Annotated in this window: 26 protein-coding genes; 16 read left to right on the top strand and 10 right to left on the bottom strand. The window is 65.2% G+C overall.

Annotation, left to right across the window (positions count from 1 at the left end):
* Positions 1 to 2: 2 nt before the first annotated feature.
* Together IQ16_RS22445 and ndk are read right to left on the bottom strand one after the other, a co-directional pair.
* On the bottom strand, positions 3 to 863 hold the full coding sequence (locus IQ16_RS22445; protein ID WP_018645408.1) for a TerC family protein: 861 nt from the start codon (positions 861 to 863) through the stop codon (positions 3 to 5).
* Positions 864 to 907: 44 nt separating this feature from the next.
* Entirely contained in the window at positions 908 to 1,330 is a 423-nt protein-coding gene (ndk, locus tag IQ16_RS22440) for a nucleoside-diphosphate kinase (protein WP_018645406.1), read from the bottom strand.
* A gap of 312 nt (positions 1,331 to 1,642) precedes the next feature.
* Here ndk and IQ16_RS22435 point away from each other — a divergent pair, with 312 nt between their 5' ends.
* The 4 genes from IQ16_RS22435 (at position 1,643) to IQ16_RS22425 (ending at position 5,223) form a co-directional block, all read left to right on the top strand.
* A complete protein-coding gene (locus tag IQ16_RS22435) occupies positions 1,643 to 1,900 on the top strand; it encodes a hypothetical protein (protein ID WP_018645404.1) in 258 nt (85 codons plus the stop codon).
* Between the two features lie 225 nt (positions 1,901 to 2,125).
* Complete coding sequence (locus tag IQ16_RS45755; protein WP_018645402.1) at positions 2,126 to 2,299, top strand: hypothetical protein; 174 nt, start codon at positions 2,126 to 2,128, stop codon at positions 2,297 to 2,299.
* A gap of 46 nt (positions 2,300 to 2,345) precedes the next feature.
* Positions 2,346 to 4,208: an ABC-F family ATP-binding cassette domain-containing protein gene (locus IQ16_RS22430; protein WP_018645401.1), complete on the top strand. Its 1,863-nt coding sequence runs from the start codon at positions 2,346 to 2,348 to the stop codon at positions 4,206 to 4,208.
* Positions 4,209 to 4,434: 226 nt separating this feature from the next.
* Positions 4,435 to 5,223: a class I SAM-dependent methyltransferase gene (locus tag IQ16_RS22425; RefSeq protein WP_018645399.1), complete on the top strand. Its 789-nt coding sequence runs from the start codon at positions 4,435 to 4,437 to the stop codon at positions 5,221 to 5,223.
* A 109-nt stretch (positions 5,224 to 5,332) separates the two neighbouring features.
* Here the strand turns inward: IQ16_RS22425 and IQ16_RS22420 are convergent, their stop codons facing one another.
* From IQ16_RS22420 to IQ16_RS22410, 3 genes are all read right to left on the bottom strand, one after another.
* A complete protein-coding gene (locus IQ16_RS22420; protein ID WP_018645398.1) occupies positions 5,333 to 5,821 on the bottom strand; it encodes a hypothetical protein in 489 nt (162 codons plus the stop codon).
* 166 nt (positions 5,822 to 5,987) lie between these two features.
* Entirely contained in the window at positions 5,988 to 6,440 is a 453-nt protein-coding gene (locus IQ16_RS22415) for a DNA polymerase III subunit chi (RefSeq protein ID WP_018645396.1), read from the bottom strand.
* Between the two features lie 4 nt (positions 6,441 to 6,444).
* Positions 6,445 to 7,944, bottom strand: coding sequence for a leucyl aminopeptidase (locus IQ16_RS22410; protein WP_018645395.1), 1,500 nt, complete (start codon positions 7,942 to 7,944; stop codon positions 6,445 to 6,447).
* 339 nt (positions 7,945 to 8,283) lie between these two features.
* On the opposite strand from IQ16_RS22410, the gene lptF reads away from it, so the two are divergent.
* From lptF to IQ16_RS22350, 12 genes are all read left to right on the top strand, one after another.
* Positions 8,284 to 9,453 (top strand): LPS export ABC transporter permease LptF, encoded by a 1,170-nt coding sequence (gene lptF, locus IQ16_RS22405; protein ID WP_018645393.1) that lies wholly within the window; start codon positions 8,284 to 8,286, stop codon positions 9,451 to 9,453.
* Positions 9,450 to 10,547: an LPS export ABC transporter permease LptG gene (gene lptG / locus IQ16_RS22400; protein ID WP_018645392.1), complete on the top strand. Its 1,098-nt coding sequence runs from the start codon at positions 9,450 to 9,452 to the stop codon at positions 10,545 to 10,547. The genes lptF and lptG overlap by 4 nt, the downstream gene beginning before the upstream one ends.
* Positions 10,547 to 13,036 (top strand): LPS-assembly protein LptD, encoded by a 2,490-nt coding sequence (locus IQ16_RS22395; RefSeq protein ID WP_026312378.1) that lies wholly within the window; start codon positions 10,547 to 10,549, stop codon positions 13,034 to 13,036. The genes lptG and IQ16_RS22395 overlap by 1 nt, the downstream gene beginning before the upstream one ends.
* Before the next feature lie 68 nt (positions 13,037 to 13,104).
* Positions 13,105 to 14,031, top strand: coding sequence for a SurA N-terminal domain-containing protein (locus IQ16_RS22390; RefSeq protein ID WP_026312377.1), 927 nt, complete (start codon positions 13,105 to 13,107; stop codon positions 14,029 to 14,031).
* Positions 14,031 to 15,044 carry a 4-hydroxythreonine-4-phosphate dehydrogenase PdxA gene (gene pdxA / locus IQ16_RS22385; RefSeq protein WP_018645389.1) on the top strand — a complete coding sequence of 338 codons (1,014 nt, stop codon included), beginning with the start codon at positions 14,031 to 14,033 and terminating at the stop codon, positions 15,042 to 15,044. Before IQ16_RS22390 ends, pdxA begins: the two co-directional genes overlap by 1 nt.
* Complete coding sequence (rsmA, locus tag IQ16_RS22380; RefSeq protein WP_018645387.1) at positions 15,044 to 15,901, top strand: 16S rRNA (adenine(1518)-N(6)/adenine(1519)-N(6))-dimethyltransferase RsmA; 858 nt, start codon at positions 15,044 to 15,046, stop codon at positions 15,899 to 15,901. The genes pdxA and rsmA overlap by 1 nt, the downstream gene beginning before the upstream one ends.
* A 22-nt stretch (positions 15,902 to 15,923) precedes the next feature.
* On the top strand, positions 15,924 to 16,982 hold the full coding sequence (locus tag IQ16_RS22375; protein ID WP_018645385.1) for an alcohol dehydrogenase: 1,059 nt from the start codon (positions 15,924 to 15,926) through the stop codon (positions 16,980 to 16,982).
* A gap of 82 nt (positions 16,983 to 17,064) precedes the next feature.
* Positions 17,065 to 17,292, top strand: a complete 228-nt coding sequence (locus tag IQ16_RS22370; protein ID WP_018645383.1) for a hypothetical protein — start codon at positions 17,065 to 17,067, stop codon at positions 17,290 to 17,292.
* 200 nt (positions 17,293 to 17,492) lie between these two features.
* Positions 17,493 to 17,909: a hypothetical protein gene (locus IQ16_RS22365; protein WP_018645380.1), complete on the top strand. Its 417-nt coding sequence runs from the start codon at positions 17,493 to 17,495 to the stop codon at positions 17,907 to 17,909.
* Between the two features lie 225 nt (positions 17,910 to 18,134).
* On the top strand, positions 18,135 to 18,311 hold the full coding sequence (locus tag IQ16_RS45750; RefSeq protein WP_018645378.1) for a hypothetical protein: 177 nt from the start codon (positions 18,135 to 18,137) through the stop codon (positions 18,309 to 18,311).
* A gap of 56 nt (positions 18,312 to 18,367) precedes the next feature.
* Complete coding sequence (locus IQ16_RS45745; protein ID WP_018645376.1) at positions 18,368 to 18,589, top strand: hypothetical protein; 222 nt, start codon at positions 18,368 to 18,370, stop codon at positions 18,587 to 18,589.
* 1,110 nt (positions 18,590 to 19,699) lie between these two features.
* The gene (locus tag IQ16_RS22350; protein ID WP_026312376.1) at positions 19,700 to 20,899 is read left to right on the top strand and encodes a hypothetical protein; all 1,200 of its coding nucleotides are present in this window, start codon (positions 19,700 to 19,702) and stop codon (positions 20,897 to 20,899) included.
* On the opposite strand, the gene gmk is transcribed toward IQ16_RS22350, so the two are convergent.
* The 5 genes from gmk to IQ16_RS22325 form a co-directional block, all read right to left on the bottom strand.
* A complete protein-coding gene (gene gmk / locus IQ16_RS22345; RefSeq protein WP_018645374.1) occupies positions 20,832 to 21,491 on the bottom strand; it encodes a guanylate kinase in 660 nt (219 codons plus the stop codon). The two genes, IQ16_RS22350 and gmk, sit on opposite strands and share 68 nt — an antisense overlap.
* A gap of 3 nt (positions 21,492 to 21,494) precedes the next feature.
* On the bottom strand, positions 21,495 to 22,382 hold the full coding sequence (locus IQ16_RS22340; protein ID WP_018645373.1) for a YicC/YloC family endoribonuclease: 888 nt from the start codon (positions 22,380 to 22,382) through the stop codon (positions 21,495 to 21,497).
* A 113-nt stretch (positions 22,383 to 22,495) separates the two neighbouring features.
* The gene (gene mltG, locus IQ16_RS22335; protein ID WP_018645372.1) at positions 22,496 to 23,776 is read right to left on the bottom strand and encodes an endolytic transglycosylase MltG; all 1,281 of its coding nucleotides are present in this window, start codon (positions 23,774 to 23,776) and stop codon (positions 22,496 to 22,498) included.
* A 125-nt stretch (positions 23,777 to 23,901) separates the two neighbouring features.
* Positions 23,902 to 25,167, bottom strand: coding sequence for a beta-ketoacyl-ACP synthase II (fabF, locus tag IQ16_RS22330; protein WP_018645371.1), 1,266 nt, complete (start codon positions 25,165 to 25,167; stop codon positions 23,902 to 23,904).
* 109 nt (positions 25,168 to 25,276) lie between these two features.
* Complete coding sequence (locus IQ16_RS22325) at positions 25,277 to 25,516, bottom strand: acyl carrier protein (RefSeq protein WP_008130699.1); 240 nt, start codon at positions 25,514 to 25,516, stop codon at positions 25,277 to 25,279.
* Between the last annotated feature and the right edge of the window lie 39 nt (positions 25,517 to 25,555).

Raw genomic sequence — 25,555 nt, 5'->3', positions numbered from 1 at the left:
AACTATTCCGCCGACGCCTTGGCGTGCCGCTCGGAGGATTCCAGCGCGGCCGCACTCAGGCTACGTCGGCGCCAGATCGTGCCGACGACCAGCACCACGACGACACCGAGCGCCGCACAGAGATATTCGCCGCCCGACCCGCCATGGCCGAATTGCAGCGGGATGCGCAAGCCGGCGAGGATCTTGTCCAGCGAGGCGCCGAGCGGGCCGTCGAACAGCGTGTGCAGCCTCGGCGCGACGCCGGGATCGGTCGCGATCACCTCGCCCGCGATCCAGCCGAGCAGCGCGGCACCGGCCCACACCAGCACCGGCAGCTTTGCGAGCAGCGCCATGATCAGGGCCGCGCCGGCGACGATCAGCGGAACACTGATGGCAAGGCCGAGGATCAGGAGCGGTACGCTGCCATTGGCCGCGGCGGCGACCGCAATGACGTTGTCGAGACTCATGACGATGTCGGCGACCACGACGATCTGCACCGCCTGCCACAGATGCGAGGCGGACTCGACGTCGTCCTCGTCCTCGTTTTCCGGCACCAGCAGCTTGGCCGCGATCACGATCAGCGCGAGACCGCCGACGAGCTTGAGATACGGCAGCTCCATCAGGCTCGCGACGATGCCGGTGAAGATGATCCGCAGCAGCACCGCCGCGCCGGCACCGAAGATCATGCCCCACAGCCGGTGCCGCGGCTTCAGGCCGCGGCAGGCAAGCGCGATCACCAGCGCGTTGTCGCCGGAGAGCAGGATGTTGATCCAGATGATCTTGCCGACCGCAATCCAGAAGGTCGGTTCGGCCATCTCATTGCGGAACTGGGTGAAGAATGCCCCGATCGTAGCGGGATCGAAGATCTGCCAGAGCCAATTCACAATGAGTCCTTATCCCCCGTCGTCTCAACTGTTCGGCTGATGGATCAGCCGACGATCTCGTTGCCCGAGAAGAACTGCGCGATCTCGATCGCGGCGGTCTCCGGGGCATCCGAACCGTGTGCGGAGTTCTCGCCGATCGACTTTGCGTAGAGCTTGCGGATCGTACCCTCGGCCGCCTTGGACGGATCGGTCGCGCCCATGGCGTCCCGATACTTGGCGATGGCGTTCTCGGCTTCGAGCACCTGCACGACGACCGGGCCCGAGGTCATGAACTCGACGAGCTCGCCGAAGAACGGACGGGCCTTGTGGACCGCATAGAAGGTCTCGGCCTGTTCCTTGGTCATGCGGATGCGCTTCTGCGCGACGATGCGCAGGCCCGCCTTCTCGATCACGGCGTTGACCGCACCGGTCAGGTTACGCGCGGTCGCGTCGGGCTTGATGATCGAGAAAGTGCGTTCGATGGCCATAATCTTGTCCTTGGGAAGAAAGCGGTGGTTCGGAGTTGCGGGGCTTATATCGGCGCCTTTGCCGGACGGCAAGCGACCGCCAACCCCCTCTCACGGGCGCTTCGCCGCAGGGCGGCCCAATCGGATTTAGGGATGGATTACCGAGATTTCACCCAGATGAACCGAATCTGAAGCCGCCATTCAGGGTTTGGTTCAGCCTCGCCGGCGTAAGGTCGGGCCTATCGAAACCGAGGCCTGATCGACAGGCGGAACGTTTCGGCGGCCTTTCCTTCGACGCGATAGCCCCGCGCCGGCAGTCTTGAGGAGATCACCATGTTGAGGAAACTTTCGCTTGCCGCTGTCGCCGCGGTTGCGCTGGGTGCCGCGCTGGCACCGACCTCGGCCTCCGCGCACTGGCATGGCGGCGGCTGGGGCTGGCCCGGCGGTGGCGGTGGCTGGCACCACGGCTACGGCTGGGGTGGCCCGCGCTTCTATGCCCCCGTCTCCTACGGTTATGGCGGCTGCTATGTGCGCCGGCTGGTCCCGACCCCCTGGGGACCCCGCTGGCGGCTGATCAACCGCTGCTACTGAGCCCGACAGCACCTTCCCAAAGCACCTTCCAACGGTACCTAAGCCCCCCAGGTACCCCCCTGGAGAGGCCCTGGCGATCCCCCCGCCGGGGCCTCATTTTTGGGCGGCTACGACGAATTCATACAATTTTTGCTAGAGCGCCGGACATCCCCCAAGAATGGCGAAACCATCCGGGGGGTCAATGACTTGGTACCGTGTCGTTACTCCGCAACATGGAACCTCGTTATGACCGGCCTTCTCGCCAATGACAGCGAACAGATCGATCGGCGCACCAGCCGCTCGATCTGCGATGCCGTGGGAGAACGGCTCCAGCAGAGCCTGCGGCCCGAACCCCGGTTGCCGACGCATCTCGAGCAGCTCCTCAATGAGCTGAAGCGGCGCGAGCGCGAGGCGCACTGACGGAAAAACGAGTTGCGTTCGGCGCGCCTTGCGGTGACAAGGCCGCATGCTCTCCATCACCGACCTCTCCATCCGCCTCGCCGGACGCCTTTTGATTGACCAGAGTTCCGTGCAGATCACGCCCGGATCGCGCGTCGGCCTGGTTGGGCGCAATGGCACCGGCAAGTCGACCCTGTTCAAGGTGATCCGCGGCGAGCTGGCGGCCGAACACGGCACGGTGACCCTGCCGCCGCGCTGGCGCGTCGGCAGCCTGGCGCAAGAGGCTCCGAACGGCCCCGAAAGCCTGATCACGGTCGTGCTGAAGGCTGACCTCGAGCGCGACGCGCTGCTGCACGAAGCGGAGAGCGCGACCGATCCGCACCGGATCGCGGAGATCCAGACCCGCCTCGTCGACATCGACGCGCATTCAGCGCCCGCACGCGCGGCTGCGATCCTCTCCGGCCTCGGCTTTTCCGCCGCCGATCAGCTCCGTCCCTGTGCCGAATTCTCCGGCGGCTGGCGCATGCGCGTCGCGCTCGCCGCGACGCTGTTCGCCGCCCCCGATCTGTTGCTGCTCGACGAGCCCACCAACTATCTCGACCTCGAAGGCACGCTGTGGCTGGAGGATCACCTGGCGCATTATCCGCGCACGGTGATCGTGATCAGCCACGACCGCGATCTCCTCGAAAGCTCGGTCGACCAGATCCTGCATCTGGAGCGCGGCAAGCTCACGCTCTACAAGGGCACCTACTCCTCCTTCGAGGAGCAGCGCGCCGCGCGCGAGCTGCTCGATGCCAAGGCGGTCAAGCGCCAGGAGGCCGAGCGCGCCCGCCTGCAGGCCTTCGTCGACCGCTTCAAGGCCAAGGCGTCCAAGGCGCGGCAGGCACAGTCTCGCGTGAAAATGCTGGAGCGCCTGAAGCCGATCACGGCGCTGGTCACCGAGGACGTGCGCGAGATCTCCTTTCCCGCGCCGGAAAAGATCCTGTCGCCGCCGATCATCGCGGTGGACAACGCTTCCGTCGGCTACGATCCGTCGACGCCGGTGCTGGGCCGCGTCACCTTGCGCATCGACAATGACGACCGCATTGCGCTGTTAGGCGCCAATGGCAACGGCAAGTCGACGCTCGTAAAGCTGCTCGCCGGGCGGCTTGCGCCGTTCTCAGGGAGAGTTACGCGCGCGGACAAGCTGTCCATCGCCTATTTCGCGCAGCACCAGCTCGATGAGCTCAACGAGGACGCCTCCGCCTACGACCACGTTCGCAAGCTGATGGGCGATGCGCCCGAAGCCAAAGTGCGGGCGCGCGCCGGCGCGATCGGTTTTTCGGGCAAGGCCGCCGACACCAAGGTGGGCAAATTGTCGGGCGGCGAGAAGGCGCGACTCCTGCTGGGGCTTGCGACCTTCTTCGGCCCCAACATGATCATCCTGGACGAGCCGACCAACCATCTCGACATCGATAGCCGCGCCGCCCTCGCGGAGGCGATCAACGAATTCCCCGGCGCGGTGATCATGGTCTCGCACGACCGCTATTTGATCGAAGCCTGCGCCGAGCGGCTCTGGATCGTCGCCGACCGCACCGTCACCAATTACGACGGCGACCTCGACGAATACCGCCGTCTCGTTCTGTCGACGCGCAATGCCGAACCCGCCCCGCGCGAGCGAAATGCGCCAAGCGAAAAGCCGCAGCGCCCGAAGTCGGACAATCGCGGCTCGCTGAAGAAGCGCATCGCGGAGGCCGAAGCCGAGATCGCCCGCGTCAGCGACATCATCGCCAAGATCGACACGGCGCTCGCCCTGCCCGACATTTTTACGCGCGATCCCAAGCAGGCCGCGCAGCTTTCGAAAGCGCGCGCCAATGCCGCCGACGCGCTGGCGCGCGCGGAAGAGCAATGGCTCGAGGCGAGCACGCAGTTCGACGAGGCGACGGGTTAGCTTCCTGGGTGGCGCCGGGTCTGCAGGCGGCCCGTCAATCGGAAATATCCGCGCCTGCCGACGAAATAGCCCGTGTCTGTTGCGCGCATTTGGGGTTACGTTGGACGCAATTCGCGTCAGCGCACCGGGGGATGATCGGACTCCAGGTCGAGAACGATCGGCATTTTCAGTCCAAGCGATTCTAGCCAAGCGATTTCCAAACAAGCAATGATCAGGGATATCTCGAATGTCTGCGCTCGAACCGATCAAGTTCACCGACGGCGTGGCTTACGAGCGCTTCATGGCGCCCTGGAGCCGATCGGCCGGGACTCTTTTCCTGGACTGGCTGGCGCCTCGCCCCGGATTGGCCTGGATCGACGTCGGATGCGGCAATGGCGCGTTTACCGAGCTCATCCTTGCGGCGTCCGCCCCGTCGTCCGTTTGCGCGATCGATCCCTCCGACGCACAGATCGCGACGGCGCGCGCGAAACTATCGGCAAAGCAGGTCGAGCTTTCGACTGGTGATGCCATGGCACTTCCCTACGACGCCGACCGCTTCGACGTCGCGGTGATGGCGCTGGCGCTGTTCTTCGTCCCCGACGCGCATAAAGGTGCCGCCGAGATGGTCCGCGTCACCAGGCCCGGCGGCATGGTCGCGTCCTACACCTGGGACATCGTCCGGGGCGGCTCGCCCACGCAGCCGCTGTGGGAGGAGATGGATGCGCTCGGCAAACCTGCACAGCGTCCGCCGAGTGTGGACGTATCGCGGTTCGAGGCGCTGAAGCCGCTTTGGGCGGAGCTCGGCCTCCGCGAGGTCGAGACGCGCGAACTCGTTGTCGAACGAACGTTTGCGAATTTCGACGACTACTGGCTATCGATGGTCGTCAGCAGCCCGGCCGGCGTATTGGCAAGGCTGTCGGAGACGGAGAGCGCAGAGCTCAAGCGCCGCCTGCAGGCAAGGCTGCCGGCGAGCGCGCGCGGACAGATCACGGTTCATGCCTCGGCCACCGCGATCAAGGGACGCAAAGCCGCTTGATGATGCGCGGGCGCGAACGGCGATCGCCGCAATCCGGGGACCGAGCGGTCAGGTCCTGTCGTTCGAGGATGCAATGAAGGGACGGCCATAGCCGTCCCGCAAGCTCACCTTACGCCGACTTCTTCTTCGGCTTCGGCTTGGTCCCCTTCGGCATGACCGGCGCTTCCGGCGTGCCTTCGATCGAGGACAGGCGGCCGGACGTGAAGGTGTAGATGCCGGCGCGCGGCCCGGTGGTCCAGGTGACGACGGCGACGCGGCGGCCGGCGGCGTCATTGGAGAGATTGACGGTCGAGGGCGCGCCGATGCCGCGCACCACGTCGCATTCGGTGTGGCCGAGCGCGACCGTGCCGCCCGTCGGCGCCGCTGCCGTCGTCGACGCATTGGCGTCAGCCGGCCCGGGCGCTGGCGCCATGCCGGGACAGGCGCCGTCGGCGCTGACGAGATCCTCGGCGCCCACCGGCTTGTCCGGGGTCAGCGGCGGCGACTCGATCGAGATGTTCTTGATGAAGAGACGACCCGGCTTCTGGAACCATTCGGCGTCCTTCGACAGCAGATCGGTCCCCGAGCAGCCCGCAACCAGCGGTGCTACGGCAGCCAACACAACTATGAGCGAGCTGGGAAGCTTTTGATGTCGCACGATAAACTAAATTCCCCGCGTGAAGGACCGGCCCTAAACGATTGTCCCAACATCACTTTGCGGCACGAAGGTGGCCGAGACCAGCCTTACCCCAAAAGTGCAAATTATCATTAATTGCGAACGGCCGCTAATTCCGACGCTGCCACCGGCCCCGTTCGTCGGCCTGCCAATAGGTGACATCAAATCCCCGCGCCTTGCAATCCGTCCAGGCACTGCGGGCCGACGCGAGGGCATCCGGATCGTCGCCGTTGAACAGCAGCACCATGCGCTCATAGCCCTGCGCATCCTGCGGCAATGCGGCGTTGTCGACCAGGAAGCGGACATTGGCGCCGTTGGGATTGCCCTCCTCGATCGCCAGCACGATCGGCTGGTCGGCGGCATCGTTCACCCGCCACGTCGCATGCGGCAGGAAAGAATCGTCGCGATAGGTCCACAAATGCGCGTCGAGCGCATCGGCGCGTTCCTCCGAGGTCGATTGCACCACGACGCGCCAGCCGCGCTCGAGCGATTTCTCGAGAAGCGGCGGCAACACGTTCTCCACCGTCATGTTTTGCAGATGGTAGAACAGCACTTCGGTCATTTGGTCACTTGCGCTCGTAATGATCGGCGACCAGCCGGTCGAGCAGGCGGACGCCATAGCCGCTGCCCCAGCTCTGGTTGATGTCGGTCTTCGGCGCGCCCATCGCGGTGCCGGCGATGTCGAGATGCGCCCAGGGTGTGCCGTCGACGAAGCGCTGCAGGAACTGCGCGGCGGTGATCGAGCCGCCATGGCGACCGCCGGTGTTCTTCATGTCGGCGAACTGGGAATCGATCAGCTTGTCGTATTCGGGGCCGAGCGGCAGGCGCCAGACCTTCTCGCCGCTCTCGATGCCAGCCGCGAGCAGGCGGTCGGCGAGCTCGTCATTGTTGGAGAACATGCCGGCGTGCTCGGTGCCGAGCGCGACCACGATCGCGCCGGTCAGCGTCGCCAGATCCACCATGAATTTCGGCTTGGTCTTCTTGGCGACGTACCAGAGCACGTCGGCGAGCACGAGGCGGCCTTCGGCATCGGTGTTGATGATCTCGATGGTCTGGCCCGACATCGAGGTGACGATGTCGCCCGGCCGCTGTGCATTGCCGTCGGGCATGTTCTCGACAAGGCCGATGGCGCCGACCACGTTGGCCTTGGCCTTGCGCGCCGCCAGCGCGTGCATCAGGCCGACGACGCAGGCCGCCCCGCCCATGTCGCCCTTCATGTCCTCCATGCTGCCGGCCGGCTTGATCGAGATGCCGCCGGTGTCGAAGCAGACGCCCTTGCCGACGAAGGCGACCGGTGCCTCGCCCTTTTTGCCGCCGTCCCAGCGCATGATCACGGTGCGGCTCGGCCGCGCCGAGCCCTGGCCGACGCCGAGTAGCGCGCCCATGCCGAGCTTCTGCATCGCCTTGACGTCGAGCACCTCGATCTTGACGCCGAGCTTGCGGAGCTGACCGGCGCGGCGCGCGAACTCCTCGGGGAAAAGCACGTTCGGCGGCTCGTTGACGAGGTCGCGCGCCATGACGACGCCGTCGACGACGTGGCCGGCCGGGGCAAACGCCTTCTTCGCGGCGATGGCGTCGCCGACCGCAAGCGAGATGTCGGCGCGCGAGCCGCCCTCCTCGCCGTCCTTCTTCTTGGTCTTGTAGCGGTCGAACTTGTAGGCGCGTAAACGAAGGCCCGAGGCGATCGCGACCGCCTGCTCGCTGGTCATGGCGCCGCCGGGCAATTCCGCCATGATGGTCATGGCGGCGCTACCGGCCGTGAGCTTGCTCGCCGCCACGCCGCCGAACTTGAGGAAATCGCTCGTCTTCAGGCTCGCCGGCTTGCCGGCCCCGATCACCACCAGGCGGGTCGCCTTCACGCCCTCCGGCGCCAGGATATCCAGGGCAGCCCCGCTTTTACCTTTGAAGCCGGCGGCGGAGGCCGCCCGCTTCACGAGATCGGCAGCGCTCCCGAGCGCCTTGGCCGTCGCCGGGCCGAGCTTCAGGCCGTCGTCACAGAACACGACCAGGATGCCACGGGCGGCGGCAGACAACGGGACGAAGCCGACCTTGATGGCATCGGACATGGGTAACTCCTCCAAAACATGGGGCTTTTTGCCGTTCGGCGGTCCCGGCCACAGGCCGGAGCTGAACGGCGATTCACTGGACTTTATCTACTATGGGCCACCGGCCCGGCAGATGCCAAGCACCGCCGTGGCCGCCAGGCCACAACGCGCGAAATCTTAACCATATATTGAGGGTGCCACGGGGCAGCCATTTTGTTGACGGATCAAAGGGATGGTAGTGAGAGAGTAAGTCGGCGGAAGCGGTGGTTGGCCAACCTTGGGGATCCCCTGATCGGGGATTGGTTGGACAGCCGGAGTTCCGGCCTGCAGTGGGGCTTGGTGGGATTCGTGCGGTAGCGCATGGGGTCGATCGATAGGTATATTTTCCGCACGACGCTGGCGTCGTTTGCGCTCGTCCTGGTCAGCCTCACCGGCGTGATCTGGATTACGCAGGCGTTGCGCGGCATCGACCTGATGACGAGCCAGGGTCAGACCATCCTCACCTTCCTCGGCATCACCAGCCTCGTCATTCCGGCGCTGGTCCTGATCATCTCGCCGATCGCGCTGATGATCGCGATCTCGCACACGCTGAACAAGCTCGCGACCGATTCCGAGATCATCGTGATGAATGCCGCCGGCTTCTCGCCGTTCCGGCTGTTCTATCCGTTCTTCTACGCCACCTGCGTGGTGGCGCTGCTGGTCGCCTTCATCGCGGCGTATCTGGCGCCCGACGGCATGCGGCGGATCAAGCAGTGGGACGCCGAGATCACCGCCGACGTGCTCACCAACATCCTCCAGCCCGGCCGCTTCGCCCAGCTCGACAAGAACCTGACGATCCGGATTCGCGAACGGCAGCCCGGCGGCATCCTTGCCGGCATCTTCATCGACGACCGCCGCGATCCGAATGAGCGCGTCTCGATCGTCGCCGAGCAGGGCGAGGTCGTGAAGAACGAGAACGGCTCCTTCCTGGTGCTGAAGGATGGCAATCTCCAGCGCTTCGAGGCCGGCAAGCGCGATCCCGCGCTGGTGGCGTTCGGCCGCTACGGCTTCGACATGTCGAAATTCTCGGGCCAGGGCCGCGACGTCACCCTCGGCATTCGCGAGCGCTATCTCTGGGAGCTGTTCTCGCCGGCCGAGGATGATCCCGTCTACAAGCAGATTCCCGGGCAGTTCCGCTCGGCCCTGCATGACAGCCTGTTGGCTCCGGTCTATCCCTTCGCCTTTGCCGTGCTCACCTTCGCGTTCCTGGGTGCGCCTCGCACCACCCGCCAGAGCCGCAACTTCTCGATCGGCTCCTCGATCCTCGCGGTGTTCGGCCTGCGCATGGCCGGCTTCGCCTGCTCGGTGATGGCGGTGAAATCGCCGGAGGCGGTGTTCGTTCAGTACGCAATGGTCGTCGGCGCCATCGGCATCGGGCTGTGGATGATCATCGGCGGCATCGTGGTCGAGCTGCCTCCCCGCCTCATGGAGGCCATCAACAAGTCCAACGCGCGCATTGCGCGGCTGTTCGGACGGCCGGCCACCGCATGAGCATGCTCACCAACACACTCGGGCGCTATTTCGCCGGCCGCTTCGTCGTCGCGGCGCTCGGCGTGTTCGCGAGCATCTTCCTGCTGCTGGTGCTGGTCGACTACATCGAGATGGTGCGCAAGACTTCCGGCCTTGCATCCGCCTCCGCGATCATGGTCGCCGAGACCTCGCTGTTCCGGGTGCCGCAGCTTTTGGAGAAGCTGACGCCGTTCTGCATGCTGATCGGCGCCATGACCTGCTATCTCGCCCTCTCCCGCCGGCTCGAGCTCGTGGTTGCGCGCGCCGCCGGCATCTCGGCCTGGCAGTTCATCGCGCCGGCGCTCGGCAGCGCGCTCCTGATCGGGGTCGTCGCCACCGTCGCCTACAATCCGATGTCGGCCAATCTGCGCGAGCTCTCCAAGCGCATGGAGGCCGAGCTGTTCGGCTCGGCGCCCGGCGGCGGCATCCAGGATGCCTCCGGCTTCTGGCTCAATCAGGTGACCAGCGACGGCCAGACCATCATCAACGCGGCGCGCAGCGAGCAGCAGGGCATCCGGCTCACGGGACTCACGCTGTTCCGGTTTGACACACAGCAGCACTTCAAGGAACGCGTCGAGGCGCGCGAAGCCACGCTCGAGGCGGGCCATTGGATGTTCAAGGGCGTCCGCCGCTTCTCGCTGGACGCGCCGCCGATCGACCAGGCCAGCCTGGAGATTCCGACGACGCTGACCGAGGCCCAGGTCCGCAACAGCTTTTCCACACCGGAGACTGTGTCCTTTTGGCAACTACCGAACTACATCCGCTCCTCCGAAAGCTCAGGCTTCGCGACAGCGGGATATCGACTCCAGTATCAGAAGCTCCTGGCGCAGCCGTTTTTGCTCGCCGCCATGGTGATGCTCGCGGCCTCCGTGTCGTTGCGCTTCTTCCGGATGGGCGGCGTGCAGAAGATGGTTTTGAGTGGCGTGGGCGCAGGCTTTCTGCTCTACGTTCTGTCGAAAGTAACTGAGGACTTGAGCAAGGCTGAGTTGATGCATCCGATCGCTGCGGCGTGGTTGCCCGTTGTTGTGGGCGGCCTCACCGGCTTTTTGGCCTTGCTCTATCAGGAGGACGGTTAGTGACTGCCGTCCAACGAGGGCGCGTGTCTCGTTTGACGCGGCGTACAGTGGTGCGCGCGAACGGGTGCGGCTTGTCTATTCGCAGGCTTCTGCTCGCTGTTGCCGCCGTCGCATCGCTCGGCGGGCTGGTGGATGTTGCCGCCGTGGCCCCCGCCTCCGCCCAGAGCTTCACCTACAATCCGCTGCCGCCGCGCCCGAAGCCGCCGAAGGTCGCCAACGACAACCAGATGCTGGTTCAGGCGACCGAGGTCGACTACGACTACAACAATTCGCGCGTCTCCGCGGTCGGCAACGTCCAGCTGTTCTACAACGGCACCAGCGTCGAGGCCGACAGGGTCATCTACGACCAGAAGACCAAGCGGCTCCATGCCGAAGGCAACATCCGCATGACGGATGCCGACGGCAAGATCACCTACGCCGAGATCATGGATCTCTCCGACGACTACCGCGACGGTTTCGTCGATTCGCTGCGCGTGGACACCGCCGACCAGACCCGCATGGCCGCGAGCCGCGCCGATCGCTCCAGCGGCAACTACACGGTGTTCGATAACGGCGTCTACACGGCCTGCGCGCCGTGTAAGGACGATCCGAAGAAGCCGCCGCTGTGGCAGGTCAAGGGTGCCCGCATCATCCACGACCAGCAGGAGAAGATGCTGTATTTCGAGACGGCGCAGCTCGAGTTCTTCGGCGTGCCGATCGCCTACATGCCCTATTTCTCGACGCCTGATCCGACCGTCAAGCGCAAGAGCGGCTTCCTGATGCCCGGTTACTTCCCCGGCACCACGAACACCGGCTTCGGCGCTGAAGTTCCCTATTATTGGGCGATCGCGCCCGATATGGACGCAACCTTCACGCCGCGCTTCCTGTCGCGGCAAGGCGTGCTGGTGCAGGGTGAATTCCGTCAGCGCCTGATCGACGGCGCCTACCAGATCCGGGCCTACGGCATCGACCAGCTCGACCCCGGCGCCTTTGCCGGCCAGCCCGGCGACCGCCAGTTCCGCGGCGCCGTCGACACCAAGGGTCAGTTCGCGCTGAACGACAAATGGGTCTGGGGCTGGGACGGCGTCCTGATGTCCGACTACTATTTCTTCTCGGACTATCGCCTCGCGGCCTACAAAGACCCGCTCGGCTCGTTCCTGAACCTGCCGACCGACGCGCTGTCGCAGCTCTATCTGACCGGCGTCGGCAATCGCAGCTTCTTCGACGCTCGCACGATGTACTGGCTGAGCTACTCGGGCAACCAGGACAAGGTCCCGGTCGTCTACCCCGTGATCGACTACTCGAACGTGCTCAACTATCCGGTCTTCGGCGGCGAGTTCAGCTACAAGACCAATTTCGTGAACCTGTCGCGCGAAAACGCGGTGTTCGATCCGATCACGACGCTCGCCAACACCAACGGCCTGTGCACCACCGCCTCGGCCGATCCGCTCGCGCGCACGCCGTCGCAGTGCCTGCTGCGCGGCTTCCCCGGCACCTACACCCGCCTCACCGCGGAAGCGCAGTGGCGCAAGTCCTATACCGATCCGTTCGGCCAGATCTGGACGCCGTTCGCCAGCCTGCGCGCCGACGCGATCAATTCCTCGGTCTCCAATCAGCCGGGCGTATCGAACTATCTGCCGGTCGGCGACACCCAGGCATTCCGCCTGATGCCGACCGTCGGCCTCGAATACCGCTACCCCTTCATCAACGTTCAGCCCTGGGGCTCGACCACCATCGAGCCGATCGCGCAGATCATCATCCGTCCGAACGAGACTTATGCCGGCAAGCTGCCGAACGAGGACGCGCAGAGCATGGTGTTCGACGCCTCGAACCTGTTCAGCGTCGACAAATTCTCCGGCTACGACCGCGTCGAGGGCGGCGGCCGCGCCAATGTCGGCGTGCAGTCCACCACGCAGTTCGACAGGGGCGGCGCCGTCAAGGTGCTGTTCGGCGAGTCCTACCAGCTATTCGGACTGAACTCCTTCGCGGTCCGGGACTCCATCAACACGGGTCTGGATTCCGGTCTCGACAAGCCGCGCTCGGATTACGTGGCAAGCGCCAGCTACTCGCCCAACCGCACCTACACCTTCAGCGTCCGCTCCCGCATGGACGAGCAGACCTGGAACGTGCAGCGCTTCGAGGCGGAAGGCCGCGCCAATTTCGACCGCTGGTCGGTCAGCGTGCTGTACGGCAACTACGCGCCGCAGCCGGAACTCGGCTATCTGACGCGCCGCGAGGGCATCCTGACCTCGGGCTCGCTCAAGGTCGCGTCCAACTGGGTGGTGTCGGGCTCGGCGCGCTGGGACCTCGAGGCCAACAAGATCAACCAGTATGTGCTCGGCGCCGGCTATGTCGACGATTGCTTCGTGCTGGCGGCGAACTATGTAACTTCGTATAGCTATTCGGCAGGCGCTGCGCCGCCAGTGCTGAACCATGCGTACATGTTCACGTTCGGGCTGCGTACGCTGGCGACCTCGTCGACGACCAGCAGTTCCAGCGGCCTCCAGTAAACGGTTTGAAGTGCCGGCCGCGTTGTCCCAATCGCAGGTTCACCGCGGCTGACATGCGAGCGAGATCCATGACGACTGCCTTGCCTCTGTTCCGCCTCCTCTTCGTCCTCGCCGCCCTGCTTCTGGCCGGCACGCCGTCGCGCGCGCAGAACATCGTGGTCATGGTCAACGGCGATCCGATCACCGATTTCGATATCGACCAGCGCGCCAAGCTCGACCAGCTGACGACGCAGAAGACCCCAGGCCGGCAGGAGGTCATCAACGAGCTGATCGACGACAGGGTGAAGCTCAAGGAAGGCAAGAAATACGGCGTCGATCCCGGTGTCAGCGACGTCAACCAGTCCTTCGAGGGCATGGCGCAGCGCATGCGCATCTCGCCGGATCAGCTGACCAAGTCGCTCGAATCCAAGGGCGTCCGCCCTGAAACTCTGAAGGGCCGCATGAAGGCCGAGATGGTTTGGACCAGCCTCGTGCGCGGCCGCTTCAAGGAGAAGCTGATGGTCGGCGAGCGCGACGTCGCGCAGGCCGTGCAGGCCCAGACCGGCGACAAGCTGCAGATCGAGGGCACCGAATACAAGATGCAGCCGATCGTGCTGATCGTGCCGCGCGGCTCGTCCCCGGCCTTCCAGGAGACGCGGATGAAGGAAGCCGAGCAATATCGCTCCCGCGTCGGCAGCTGCGAGGAAGCCAATTCGCTGTTCCGCTCGACGCCGAACGCCACCATTCGCGAGGCCGTCACCAAGACGACGGCGGACCTGCCCGAAACGCTGCGCAAGGTGCTCGACGACACGGCGATCGGCCATCTGACGGCGCCGGAGGTGACCAAGGCGGGCATCGAGATGGTGGTGCTGTGCTCGCGCAAGCCGACCATGATCGACACGCCGAAGAAGCGCGAGGTCCGCGAGAAGATGTACCAGGAGAAGTACGAGAAGACCCAGAAGGCCTATCTCGAAGAGCTCCGCAAGGCGGCGATGATCGAATATCGCAACCGCTGATGGCCGACGCCCCGATCAAGCCCCTCGCCCTGACCCTGGGAGAGCCCGCGGGCATCGGCCCCGACATCGCGATTGCGGCCTGGCTTCGCCGCCGTGAGCTGAACCTGCCCGCCTTCTATCTGCTCGGCGACCAAGCCTTCGTCGCGCAACGCGCCAAAGCGCTCGGCGCCGAGATCCGGATCGTCCCGGTGAACGCCAGCGAGGCCGTGGCCGCCTTCGCCGAGGCCCTGCCCGTGGTCGCGACCGGCGAGCGCGCGACGGCCGAGCCCGGCAAGCCTGACGCATCAAGCGCGCCCGCCGCGCTCGCCTCGATCCGCCAGGCAGTCACGGATGTCCGCGAGGGGCGCGCCGGCGCCGTCGTCACCAATCCGATCGCCAAGAGCGTGCTCTACCGCGCGGGCTTCCGCCATCCCGGCCACACCGAATTCCTCGCCGAGCTCGCCGCTGAGGACGGCCGCGTGCCGCAGCCGGTGATGATGCTGTGGTCACCGCGGCTCGCCGTGGTGCCGGTGACCATCCACGTCTCCTTGCGCGAGGCGCTGAGCCAGCTGACCAGCGAGTTGATCGTCTCGACCGTGCGCATCGTCGCGACCGAGCTGACATCCCGCTTCGGCATCGCGCGGCCGCGCATCGCGATCTCCGGCCTCAATCCGCATGCCGGCGAGGACGGCTCGCTCGGGCATGAGGAGCAGACGGTGATTGCGCCGGCGCTCAAAGCTCTGCGCAATGACGGCATCGAGGCCAGGGGCCCGCTGCCCGCGGACACCATGTTCCACGAGGCCGCACGCAACCTCTATGACTGCGCGGTCTGCATGTATCACGACCAGGCGCTGATCCCGATCAAGACCGTCGCCTTCGACGACGCAGTCAACGTCACGCTCGGCCTGCCCTTCATCCGCACCTCGCCCGATCACGGCACCGCCTTCGACATCGCCGGCACCGGTAAAGCGAACCCCGCAAGCCTGATTGCAGCGCTCCAGCTCGCCAGCCGCATGGCGGCTGCGAAAACCTGATGAGCGCGATCGACGACCTCCCGCCGCTGCGCGAGGTCATTCGCCAGCACGCGCTGTCGGCCCGCAAATCGCTCGGTCAGAATTTTCTGCTCGATCTCAACCTCACTGCGCGCATCGCGCGTGCAGCCGCGCCGCTGGAAGACTCCACCATCGTCGAGATCGGCCCGGGCCCGGGCGGACTGACGCGCGCGCTGCTCGCGCTCGGCGCCCGGCGCGTCATCGCCATCGAGCATGACGAGCGCGCGATCCCGGCGCTTGAGGATATTTCCGCGCGCTATCCCGGCCGGCTCGAGATCGTCCACGGCGATGCCATGACCTTCGATCCGCGACCGTTGCTTGCGGGCGAGCGCGCAAAGATCGTCGCCAATCTGCCTTACAACATCGCAACCCAGTTGCTGATCAACTGGCTCACGATCGAACCCTGGCCGCCCTGGTACGACATGATGGTGCTGATGTTCCAGCGCGAGGTCGGCGAGCGCATCGTCGCACGCGAGGACGAGGAGGCCTATGGCCGTCTCGGCGTGCTCGCCAACTGGCGCTGCGAGACCAAGATCCTGTTCGACATTTCGCCGTCCGCCTTCGTGCCGCCTCCGAAGGTCACCTCCTCCGTCGTGCGCCTCAAGCCGCGCCCAGAGCCGCTGCCTTGCGATCGCAGACTGCTCGAGCAGGTCGCGGCCGCCGCCTTCGGCCAGCGCCGCAAGATGCTGCGGCAAAGCCTGAAATCACTGGGTGTCGATCCTGCGCGACTTGCCGCGGCGGCCGGCGTCGATGCGACGCGGCGCGCCGAGACGATCCCGATATCGGGCTTTGTTGCCATGGCCCGTGAATTGGCGGATATACGCAGCGAGGCTCAATAATAGGAATTTCGGAGGAAGGAATATGGCGTTGATGCGCAGGCAGTCCCTGGTCAAGTTCGACGCGCCCTTGTGCGAGACCATCGTCGACACGCCGAAGCCACAAGCACGCGAAGTGCTGGTGCGCATCGAGCGCTGCGGTCTCTGCCATTCCGACCTGCACATCCAGGACGGCTATGCCGATCTCGGCGGCGGCAAGAAGCTCGACACCACGCGCGGCATGACGCTGCCCTTCACGCTCGGCCACGAGATCGCGGGCGTCGTCGACAAAGTCGGTCCCGACGTGCCCGCCGGCCTCGTCGGCACCAAGAAGGCGGTGTTTCCCTGGATCGGCTGCGGCCAGTGCCGCGACTGCGCCAATGGCGACGAGAATCTCTGCGCCAAGCAGCGCTTCCTCGGCGTCTCCATCGACGGCGGCTTTGCCACCCATGTGCTGGTGCCCGACGCAAAGTATCTGCTCGACTACGATCCCCTGCCCGTCAATCAGGCCGCGACCCTGATGTGCTCCGGCGTCACCGCCTATGGCGCGCTCAAGCGCCTGGTCGACCGTCCGCGCCAGCGCAATTTGCTGCTGATCGGCCTCGGCGGCGTCGGCATGATGGGCCTGTCGTTCGCGCAGGCCATGTTCAAGCAGCCGATCGCTGTCGCCGACCTCTCGCCGGCCGCGCGCGAGACCGCGCTGAAGAACGGCGCGGCCATCGCCTACGATCCGTCCGAGCCCGACGTGATCAAGCGCATCCTGAAAGAAACCGAGGGCGGCTTCGACGAGGTCGTCGATTTCGCCGGCAACGAGAAGTCGATGGCGTTTGCGGTCGCGGTCGCCGCGCGCGGCGGCAAGGTCGTGGTCTCCGGCCTGATGGGCGGCCAGTTCACGCTGCCGATGGTGCAATGGGTCTACAAGCGCCTGACCGTCGAAGGCTTCATGGTCGGAACGCTCGCGGAAGGCCGTGAGCTGATGGCGCTCGCCCGCGCCGGCAAGATCAAGCCGACGCCGATGCGCGAGGAGCCGATGGGCGACGTGCAGAAATGGATCGACGAGCTTCGCGCCGGCAAGGTCGTCGGCCGCATCGTGCTGAAGAACTAGGATGCGAGGAACCCGAGCCTCCCTGCGGCGAGATCAAAGGTCTCGCCGCGGAACGCCGACGCCCGCGCTGCGTTGGCAGCACATGTCCATCCGCTGCACTGTCGAGAGCGCATTCTTCATTGCCTGGAGCTGCCTGGAGCAGAGCGGCGAGCTCGGCGCGCCGGACGAGACTGCGAACTTTCTTCTCGACTTCATTGAAGCTCAGCTCAGGACCGGCGAACGCCGGCAGCTGCTGCTCGCGAACCGGGCGATCGACGCCTGGCGCGCGCACGTGGCCAGGAGCCGGCCGCAGGACGTGCGCTTCGGGTGACCGACGGCAACGTCGCCCTCTCCCACGCAGCCATCGCTTTCCACTGGCCGCTCCAGGGTTTTGCCGGATTCCGATAGTGATTTCGTCATGCCTCACTCGACCGGGACTTGCCACCGCGAAAACCACAACTTGCATCGGCCCGTGAATGGCCGTTCAATGGCGGTTTAGGCCGACGCCGCGTTACTTTTTGGTTTTCTGGAATGCGAACTTTTCTCATCATCTTCGGCATCTGGCTGCTGATCAACGTGCTGTTCGTCGTCATCATGATGCCGCCGCGCAAGCCGCGGAAGCCGAATCATTCGCGCTCATCGGCCGGCCTCGCACCGGCAGCCATCGAGCCGAACGCCTATCCTTTCGATGAGGACGAGAAGGTCTCGCTTCGCCACACCATCATTGCCATTGCGATGGGCGCGCTGTTCTCGCTGACGCCGCCGCTGCTCCAGGCGGTCGACGACATCAAGCGGCTGGTCAACAAGTACCGCAAGCCCAGCCAGCCGCCCGAAGCCGAAAACGGCGAAGGATCGCTGGAGACGGTGTCCGAAGACCTCCGCACGCGCGAGGAGCGCACGACGGCCGGCGAATCCTCGTCCGATGATCGGAACGCGCCGAAGCGCTAGCGCCTAGATTCTCTTCGCAGATTCCACTTCGCGCGCGACATTGGAACGTCGCGCGCCGCCAGCGCGTTGGCTCTCCATCAAGGCGACGACCGGGTCGGAGCCGATGACAAGAGCAGGCGCCGCCTGCTCCGAAGATCACGCAAAACACCGGTAGCGGGCGCGTGGGACGAACGATCACGCATGTGGGATCGAAAAAATTGGGGGATCGAAAAGAGGAGAAACGAGTTGACCAATCTGGGCAAGTGGTACGATCCCATCTCCGAGCGCTGGATCGCGCCGCGCGAACCGCGCCAGGAGACAACATCGTCCCAGGTGAGCGAGAACCACGTCCTCGAGCTTGAGAGGACCGTCGAGGTCAAACGCATCTGGCGCGCACTGGTCGATTGCTGCGCACGCGACTGATCTCTCCGCGCACGTCGAAACCGGAACCTCCAGTCATCAATGCCGGTGTCATTTGCATGAGCGATCCCGCATTCCCCGCACGGCCGGTCGCAGCTGCGATACGCTATCTGTCGATCATCGTCGGTTGCGCCTGCCTGCTTCTCGCCGCCATCTGCTTCGCCATCGCGGCACAGGTCTTCATTCAGACCGGTGTGTTTGCGCAATCCTACGCGATGGTGGGTCTCGTGAGCACGGTGCTGGGGCTTCTGGCGCTGACGCTGGCGCGGGTGTGGAAGTAGGTACTTGCGATATTCAGTAGGATGGGTTGAGCCCTTGCGAAACCCATCACTCACCTAGGCTTCCGCCCGGGACAAAGTTGCGGGGCATCGGCGGGGTCGCGGCTTGCCGTATCACGATGCCGCCTTCTCTCCGTCATTGCGAGCGCAGCGAAGCAATCCAGACTGCCGCTGCGGAAAGATTCTGGATTGCTTCGCTGCGCTCGCAATGACGATGTGGCAAGAGCCTGCCCAAAGCCTCGCCCCCTCGCGAGGCGTCGGGCAAAACACCCCGTCAATCCCTCATCGCAAAAATATTCCACTTTCCCGAATTTCGGATTTATGGCATACACCATCCATCCCGGCCCTGCCAAAGGGGCGTTCGCGACCGTCACGACATGCGGGCCGGGTGGCGGTGGACGCGGCAGCGCCGGCGCGATCGGTGTGATGACAGGGCGGGCGACCGTGAGTCTCACGCGACGCGGTACGACACGGCGCGGTTACAGCGGTTGTGTTGGTCATCTTGGGTGAGCACGCGCCAGCCTCTGATGATCGGCAAAGCCGTCCGCGGACGGAGAAGTCGTGTGGTCCTGACGCCCGGGGTCTGTGCGTCAAGGCTTGCGGTGATGTGGCGGCCCGACCGGGTGCGCGCATCAGTCATCTGCAAGGCGACGGGGGCAATAGTGCATCGCTCCCCGGGGAGAGCACGAAGGACACCGTTAAAACCATCCGCGCAGGGAAGGCCGAGCGACCGGCATCACCTGTGATCCACCCCGTGTGCATCTTCCGTAGCGCACGGATCTGCGGGTGCCGGCCGGCGCCCGGCCTTCCCTGCGCCCTTTGGCATCCAACGGGCGGCAAGCGACAGCAAGGCTCGGGCAGGAGTTGCCGCGAGAACGCGATGCCATGGGAACTGCAATGCGAGGGGTTCCTATCGCCACCTTCCGCTTCTCGGGAACCTGGACCTCAGCCAAGCAATAACGCGGCCGAAAAAGGTCGGCGGCGCGGCGGAACGAACGCGCGCCGAGCCCAATTCAGGCCACATCCTCTCCGGATTTGCGGCTCATTGCCACCCAACTCTTTGACGAGAAAGGGATGGTTAAGAGTTGCGTAATGCGTAACCGGGAGACCAGGATGGGCAACCGAACCGCGAAATTCGTATCTGCGCTTGTTGGCAGCATCATTGCCGGCGCACCACTCGCTGCCGTGTCGCAGAACGCGCCCACCGCATCGAGCACCGCCGGTGCCGCGAGCGACTGCCTCGCCTCGCCGAAGGGTTCCGCGCCGCAGGGGCAGCACTGGCACTATCGCGTCGAGCGCGGCACCAAGCGGCAATGCTGGTATCTGCGTGCCGAAGGCGGCAAGGACAGCGCGAAGCTCGTGCAGACTGCGCAGGCCACAAGCGATACGCCGTTGGCAGAGTCGCCGGCGCCGCAGCAGCATCCGGTTCAGGACGCACGCGCCGAATATCCGACGCCCCGGAGCGCTGCGGCCGTCAAGACGCCGGCCCTGGCTGCACAAGCCGCAACCGCGACACCGCCGCAACAATCCTCCGACCAGACGGCGGACGGCAACGCGCAGCAACCCGCCAGCGCCGCCCCCTGGCCCGATGTCTCCGCAGCATCTACCCCGCCTGCGCCGGAGCCGGCACCGACCGCGGTTGCCGCCGCGCAGCCGAGCGCAAAGCCGTCAAAATCCTCGCCTTCCATGGCACTTGCCGCGGCAGACAGCAGCGTCGACAAGCCGACCGGCTCGCTCCAGATGCTGCTGCTCGTCATCGGCGGCGCGCTGGCGCTCGCCGGCATCCTCGCCAGCGTCATCTACCGCTTCGCCGGCGGGCGCTTCCGCGCCCAGGCGAACGAACACCGCCGCGTGCATTGGGACGATCGGGAGCACCGAAATCAGGATCGCGCGCCCTGGCTCAAGGAGATGCCGGCCACGCCGCGCGCGCGGCAGCCGCGCCCGATCGACTTCGATGCCGTGCGTCCGCAGACCGTGCAGCTTGCCGCGATCGATCACGAGATCGACGCGATCGAAGCGCACGAGCCGCCGGCCGTTACTGAGGCCGCGCAGCGCGATGCGGACGAGATCCCGGTGTTCGACAGGGAGTTCGAGATCGAGACCCGTGCGCCCCGATTGGCTGCGAACGAGGCCGATAACGCTGCCGCCGAAAAACATGATGACCGCAATCAGGATGCGGTCGACATCGACATCATCACGACGATGCTGGAACGGCTGCTGAAGGAAGGGCCGCGACTGTCGGAGCCTAGCCCTGAAGCTGAGCTTGCAGCCCTCGCACAAAGCCGACGAGGCCCGTCCGCCGCTCGCGCTTGAGCCGTTCGGCCTTCAGGATCGACTGCACCTCGGCGAAGGCCTCATCAACATTGTGGTTGATGACGATGTAGTCGTACTCGGCCCAGTGGCTCATCTCGTGGCTGGCGCGGCTCATGCGCTTGCGGATCACCTCGTCGGAATCCTGCGCGCGCGAATGCAGCCGTTTCTCGAGGTCGGCCGCTGACGGCGGCAGGATGAAGACGCGAACCACGTCGATGCTCGCCTTCTGGTGCAATTGCTGTGTGCCCTGCCAGTCGATGTCGAAAAGGACATCCTGCCCGGCCGACAGTGCCGCCTCTACCGGAGCACGCGGCGTCCCGTAGAGATTGTCAAACACGGTGGCCCATTCGAGCAGTTCGCCCTGCTCCACCATCGTCTCGAACTTGGGCTTGGTGACGAAGAAATAGTCGCGCCCCTCGACCTCTCCCGGTCGCATCTGACGCGTGGTGGCCGACACTGACATCTTCAGGCCGGGCTCCCGCTCGAGCAACATGCGCGACAGCGTCGTCTTGCCCGCGCCCGACGGCGAGGACAGCACGAACATCAAGCCGCGCCGCTCGACACCGTCAGTTCCGTGACCGCCCGTCGTCATCGATCACTCCAGATTCTGGACCTGCTCGCGGAACTGCTCGACCACGTTCTTCATGGCGAGTCCCGTATTGGTCAGCTCGATGTCGTTCGACTTCGAGCAGCAGGTGTTGACCTCGCGGTGAAACTCCTGCGCCAGGAAGTCGAGCTTGCGCCCGATCGGGCCGCCCTTGCCGATCAGCTCGCGCGCCTGCGCGACATGCGAGGCGATGCGGTCGAGCTCCTCGCGGATGTCGGCCCTGGTCGCGATCAGGATCGCCTCCTGCATCAGGCGGTCGGAATCGAAACGGTCGGAGGTGTCGAGCAGGGTTGCAATCTGCTCGGCGAGCCTCGCCTTGATCGCCTCGGGCTTGCGGCCGGGCGCGCCTTCCGCCTTCTTCGCCAGCGTCTCGATCTCGTCGACCCGCTGGGTCAGGATCTGGCCGAGCGAGGTCCCCTCGCGCTTGCGCATCGCCACGAGCTCGTCGAGCGCCTTGTCGAAGGCCTCCGCGGCAGCGGCACGGGCCGCCTTGTCCTCCTCCTCGTCGCCCTCGGGCTCGGCAACCTCGACCACGCCCTTGATGGCGAGCAAGCCGTCGATGCTCGGCGCCACGGCATCGACCTTGCCGGAGATCAGCGCGGCCGCCTTCAGCACCGCATTGAGCACGTCCTCGTTGATGCGGACCGTGGCGGCCGCATTGGTGCGCTTGACGTTGAGATTGGCGTAGACCGTGCCGCGCGAGAGCAGCTCGCCGGCGCGCTTCTTGGCATGGGCCTCGAGCTCATCGAACCCCTGCGGCAGCCGCACCCTGAGGTCAAAGCCCTTGGCGTTGACCGACTTCAATTCCCACTCGAACGTGTACGGCCCGCTCGCGCCGTGGCTTCGGGCAAAGCCGGTCATGGACGACAGCGCCATCAGGTCAGATTCTCCGGAACGAAAGGATTCGCGAGGCATCAAGCCACGCGAATCTTAAGACTATTTTGCAGGAAAGTGGAATCCGCAAAGTCCCGTAGGCAGGTCTGCGCTGCCTAACGTTGGACCACCGGCGGCGAGGACTGCACCGCGCCCTGCCGGGCCGGTGCGGGATTGGCTGGATTGGCCGGGCGCACCGCCGGCGGCTTCTTCTGCTGGTTGGGACGGGGGGTGGTCGCGGTGGGCGCATCGGCGGCGCCGGGCGCGGCGGCCGCCGGGGGCTGCGCGTCCTCGGCCGGCTCGACCGTGTCGTTCTGGATCTGCTTCTCCATCGCGCGCAGCTTGGCGACGTTCTTCTGGTGCGCGTCGTAGGTCTCGGTGAAGGCATGCCCGCCGGTGCCATCGGCGACGAAATAGAGGTCGCGGGTGCGGGCCGGGTTGGCGGCGGCTTCCAGCGAGGCGCGGCCGGGATTGGAGATCGGGCCCGGCGGCAGGCCGTCGATCACATAGGTGTTGTAGGGCGAAGGCTGCGTGATCTCGCTGCGCTTGATCGGACGTCCGAGCGTGCCCTTGCCGCCGACGAGGCCATAGATGATGGTCGGATCGGACTGCAGCTTGATCTTCTGCCTCAGGCGATTGACGAACACCGCGGCAACGCGGCTGCGCTCGTCCGGCTTGCCGGTCTCCTTCTCGACGATCGAGGCCAGCGTCACCAGCTGCTCGGGAGTCTTGACCGGAACATCCTGGTTGCGGCGTTCCCAGATCTCCGCCAGCACGCGCTTGTGCGCCTGCTGCATCCGCTGGATCACCTGCTCGCGCGTGGTGCCGCGCGGAAATTTGTAGGTCTCGGGCAACAGCGTGCCCTCACGCGGCAGCTCGCGCACGCTGCCGGTGAAGATGTCGTTGTCGGACAGCCGCGCCACGATCTGCTCGGAGGTCAGGCCTTCCGGGATCGTGACCGCATGCTGCACCACCTTGCCCTCGACGATGGTGGCGATGACGTCGCGCAGCGATGCGTTCTTCTGGAACGAATACTCACCCGGCTTGAGGTCCGAGCTCGCCTTCAGCGCGGCGACGCTGGCGATGAACACCCATGGATTGACATCGGTCACGCCTTCCTTGTTCAACGTCTCGGCGATGTCGCGCTTGCCGGCACGCTGCGGGATGTTGACGATCTTGTCTTCCCTCAGCGGCCCGGGTGCTTCCAGCACCTGCCGGCCGTAATAATACACGCCGCCGGCGCCGAGCATGGCGATCAGCAGCAGGGTGATGATGGCATTGCCGACGACCACGAAGGGGTTGCGCGCGCGCTCCGATCGCTTCGGCGGCGGCGGAACCTGTTCGGGCTCGAGCGCTGCCCGCGGGCTCCGGGGCGAAATGGGCGGCCTTTCACTCATCGAAGCAACCTGAATCCTGCCGGTTCAATCGCGGCCTGACAATCGCTTGCCCAGCCAAATGCACGCGCCCACTTCTATGACTATCGCCGAATACGGCAAAACGGTGGATTTGTTTCAAACGCAAACTAGCTGGCCAAGCGCCGGACGATCACCGACGCATTGGTGCCGCCAAAACCGAAAGAGTTCGACAGCGCGACATTAACTTCGCGCTTCTTCGCCTTATGCGGCACGAGATCGATCGCAGTCTCGACCGACGGATTGTCCAGGTTGATGGTCGGCGGCACGACATTATCGCGAATCGCGAGAATGGCGAAGATCGCCTCGATCGCGCCGGCAGCGCCGAGGAGATGGCCGGTCGACGACTTGGTCGAGGACATCGCAACCCTGGAGGCGGCATTGCCGAGCAGACGCTCGACCGCGCCGAGCTCGATCTCGTCGCCAAGCGGCGTCGAGGTGCCGTGCGCGTTGATATAGTCGAGATCGGACGGCGTCAGGCCGGCTCGCTTCAGCGCCGCCGACATGCTGCGGAAACCGCCATCGCCATCGGGCGACGGCGACGTGATGTGATAGGCATCGCCCGACAGACCGTAGCCGATCACTTCGGCGTAGATCCTGGCGCCGCGACGTTGCGCGTGCTCGAGTTCCTCGAGCACCAGAACGCCGGCACCCTCGCCCATGACAAAACCGTCGCGGTCCTTGTCGTAGGGACGCGAGGCCTTCTCCGGTGTCTCGTTGAAGCCGGTCGAGAGCGCGCGCGCGGCATTGAAGCCGGCAATGCCGATGCGGCTGATCGGCGATTCGGCGCCACCGGCGACCATGACGTCGGCATCGCCGAGCGCGATCAGGCGGGCGGCATCACCCACCGCATGCGCACCGGTCGAGCAGGCCGTAACCACCGAATGGTTCGGCCCCTTCAGCCCGTGTGCGATCGAAACGTAGCCGGAGGCGAGATTGATCAGGCGGCCCGGGATGAAGAACGGCGACACCCGGCGCGGTCCGCGTTCCTTCAGGAGGATCGCGGTGTCGGCGATACCGTTGAGGCCGCCAATGCCCGATCCGATCATGGTGCCGGTCGCGCACTTGTCCTCTTCGGATTCGGGATGCCAGTTGGCATCATCGAGCGCCTGGCCTGCGGCGGCCATGGCGAAGACGATGAAATCGTCGACCTTGCGCTGGTCCTTCGGCTCCATCCATTTGTCAGGATTGAAGCTGTCGTTGGAGCCGTCGCCGCGCAGGACAGTGCAGGCGTATTTGGTCTGCAGATCGGAGACATCGAAACTCTCGATCGCTCGCGCACCACTCTCACCGTTGAGGATACGTTTCCAGGTTGGCTCGACGCCGCAGCCGAGTGGCGACACCATGCCGAGACCAGTGACGACAACCCGCCTCATATCCGAAAACTCCGCATCGAAAGATTCACGGCCAATAACAAGAAACCGGCTGGCCGCTGCGAAGCGGCCCGTCCGGTTTCAACTGTTGTCCCCGCGAAAATGAAGAGCCTTAGCTCTTCGCGTTCTTCTCGAGAAACTTCGTGGCGTCGCCGACGGTGAGAATCGTTTCCGCAGCGTCGTCCGGAATCTCGCAACCGAATTCTTCTTCGAACGCCATCACCAGCTCGACGGTGTCCAGACTGTCGGCGCCGAGGTCGTCGATGAAGCTCGCAGCGTCGACAACCTTCTCGGGTTCAACACCAAGGTGTTCGACCACGATCTTCTTAACCCGCTCGCCAATGTCACTCATTGCTTAACCTCGTGTTGTTCCCTGTAGACCCGACCCCCC

Origin of the sequence: Bradyrhizobium huanghuaihaiense (assembly GCF_007830635.1) — a bacterium.
Lineage (GTDB): Bacteria > Pseudomonadota > Alphaproteobacteria > Rhizobiales > Xanthobacteraceae > Bradyrhizobium > Bradyrhizobium huanghuaihaiense.
Note: the sequence above shows the minus strand (reverse complement) of the source record. Positions and strands in the feature narration are given on the sequence as shown.

Excerpts from the sequence above, each read along its gene's own strand:
- ndk (WP_018645406.1), bottom strand. The coding sequence starts at position 1,330 with ATGGCCATCGAACGCACTTTCTCGATCATCAAGCCCGACGCGACCGCG.
- IQ16_RS22435 (WP_018645404.1), top strand. The coding sequence starts at position 1,643 with ATGTTGAGGAAACTTTCGCTTGCCGCTGTCGCCGCGGTTGCGCTGGGT.
- IQ16_RS45755 (WP_018645402.1), top strand. The coding sequence starts at position 2,126 with ATGACCGGCCTTCTCGCCAATGACAGCGAACAGATCGATCGGCGCACC.
- IQ16_RS22430 (WP_018645401.1), top strand. The coding sequence starts at position 2,346 with ATGCTCTCCATCACCGACCTCTCCATCCGCCTCGCCGGACGCCTTTTG.
- IQ16_RS22425 (WP_018645399.1), top strand. The coding sequence starts at position 4,435 with ATGTCTGCGCTCGAACCGATCAAGTTCACCGACGGCGTGGCTTACGAG.
- IQ16_RS22415 (WP_018645396.1), bottom strand. The coding sequence starts at position 6,440 with ATGACCGAAGTGCTGTTCTACCATCTGCAAAACATGACGGTGGAGAAC.
- IQ16_RS22410 (WP_018645395.1), bottom strand. The coding sequence starts at position 7,944 with ATGTCCGATGCCATCAAGGTCGGCTTCGTCCCGTTGTCTGCCGCCGCC.
- lptF (WP_018645393.1), top strand. The coding sequence starts at position 8,284 with ATGGGGTCGATCGATAGGTATATTTTCCGCACGACGCTGGCGTCGTTT.
- lptG (WP_018645392.1), top strand. The coding sequence starts at position 9,450 with ATGAGCATGCTCACCAACACACTCGGGCGCTATTTCGCCGGCCGCTTC.
- IQ16_RS22390 (WP_026312377.1), top strand. The coding sequence starts at position 13,105 with ATGACGACTGCCTTGCCTCTGTTCCGCCTCCTCTTCGTCCTCGCCGCC.
- pdxA (WP_018645389.1), top strand. The coding sequence starts at position 14,031 with ATGGCCGACGCCCCGATCAAGCCCCTCGCCCTGACCCTGGGAGAGCCC.
- rsmA (WP_018645387.1), top strand. The coding sequence starts at position 15,044 with ATGAGCGCGATCGACGACCTCCCGCCGCTGCGCGAGGTCATTCGCCAG.
- IQ16_RS22375 (WP_018645385.1), top strand. The coding sequence starts at position 15,924 with ATGGCGTTGATGCGCAGGCAGTCCCTGGTCAAGTTCGACGCGCCCTTG.
- IQ16_RS22370 (WP_018645383.1), top strand. The coding sequence starts at position 17,065 with ATGTCCATCCGCTGCACTGTCGAGAGCGCATTCTTCATTGCCTGGAGC.
- IQ16_RS22365 (WP_018645380.1), top strand. The coding sequence starts at position 17,493 with ATGCGAACTTTTCTCATCATCTTCGGCATCTGGCTGCTGATCAACGTG.
- IQ16_RS45745 (WP_018645376.1), top strand. The coding sequence starts at position 18,368 with ATGAGCGATCCCGCATTCCCCGCACGGCCGGTCGCAGCTGCGATACGC.
- IQ16_RS22350 (WP_026312376.1), top strand. The coding sequence starts at position 19,700 with ATGGGCAACCGAACCGCGAAATTCGTATCTGCGCTTGTTGGCAGCATC.
- gmk (WP_018645374.1), bottom strand. The coding sequence starts at position 21,491 with ATGACGACGGGCGGTCACGGAACTGACGGTGTCGAGCGGCGCGGCTTG.
- IQ16_RS22340 (WP_018645373.1), bottom strand. The coding sequence starts at position 22,382 with ATGGCGCTGTCGTCCATGACCGGCTTTGCCCGAAGCCACGGCGCGAGC.
- mltG (WP_018645372.1), bottom strand. The coding sequence starts at position 23,776 with ATGAGTGAAAGGCCGCCCATTTCGCCCCGGAGCCCGCGGGCAGCGCTC.
- fabF (WP_018645371.1), bottom strand. The coding sequence starts at position 25,167 with ATGAGGCGGGTTGTCGTCACTGGTCTCGGCATGGTGTCGCCACTCGGC.
- IQ16_RS22325 (WP_008130699.1), bottom strand. The coding sequence starts at position 25,516 with ATGAGTGACATTGGCGAGCGGGTTAAGAAGATCGTGGTCGAACACCTT.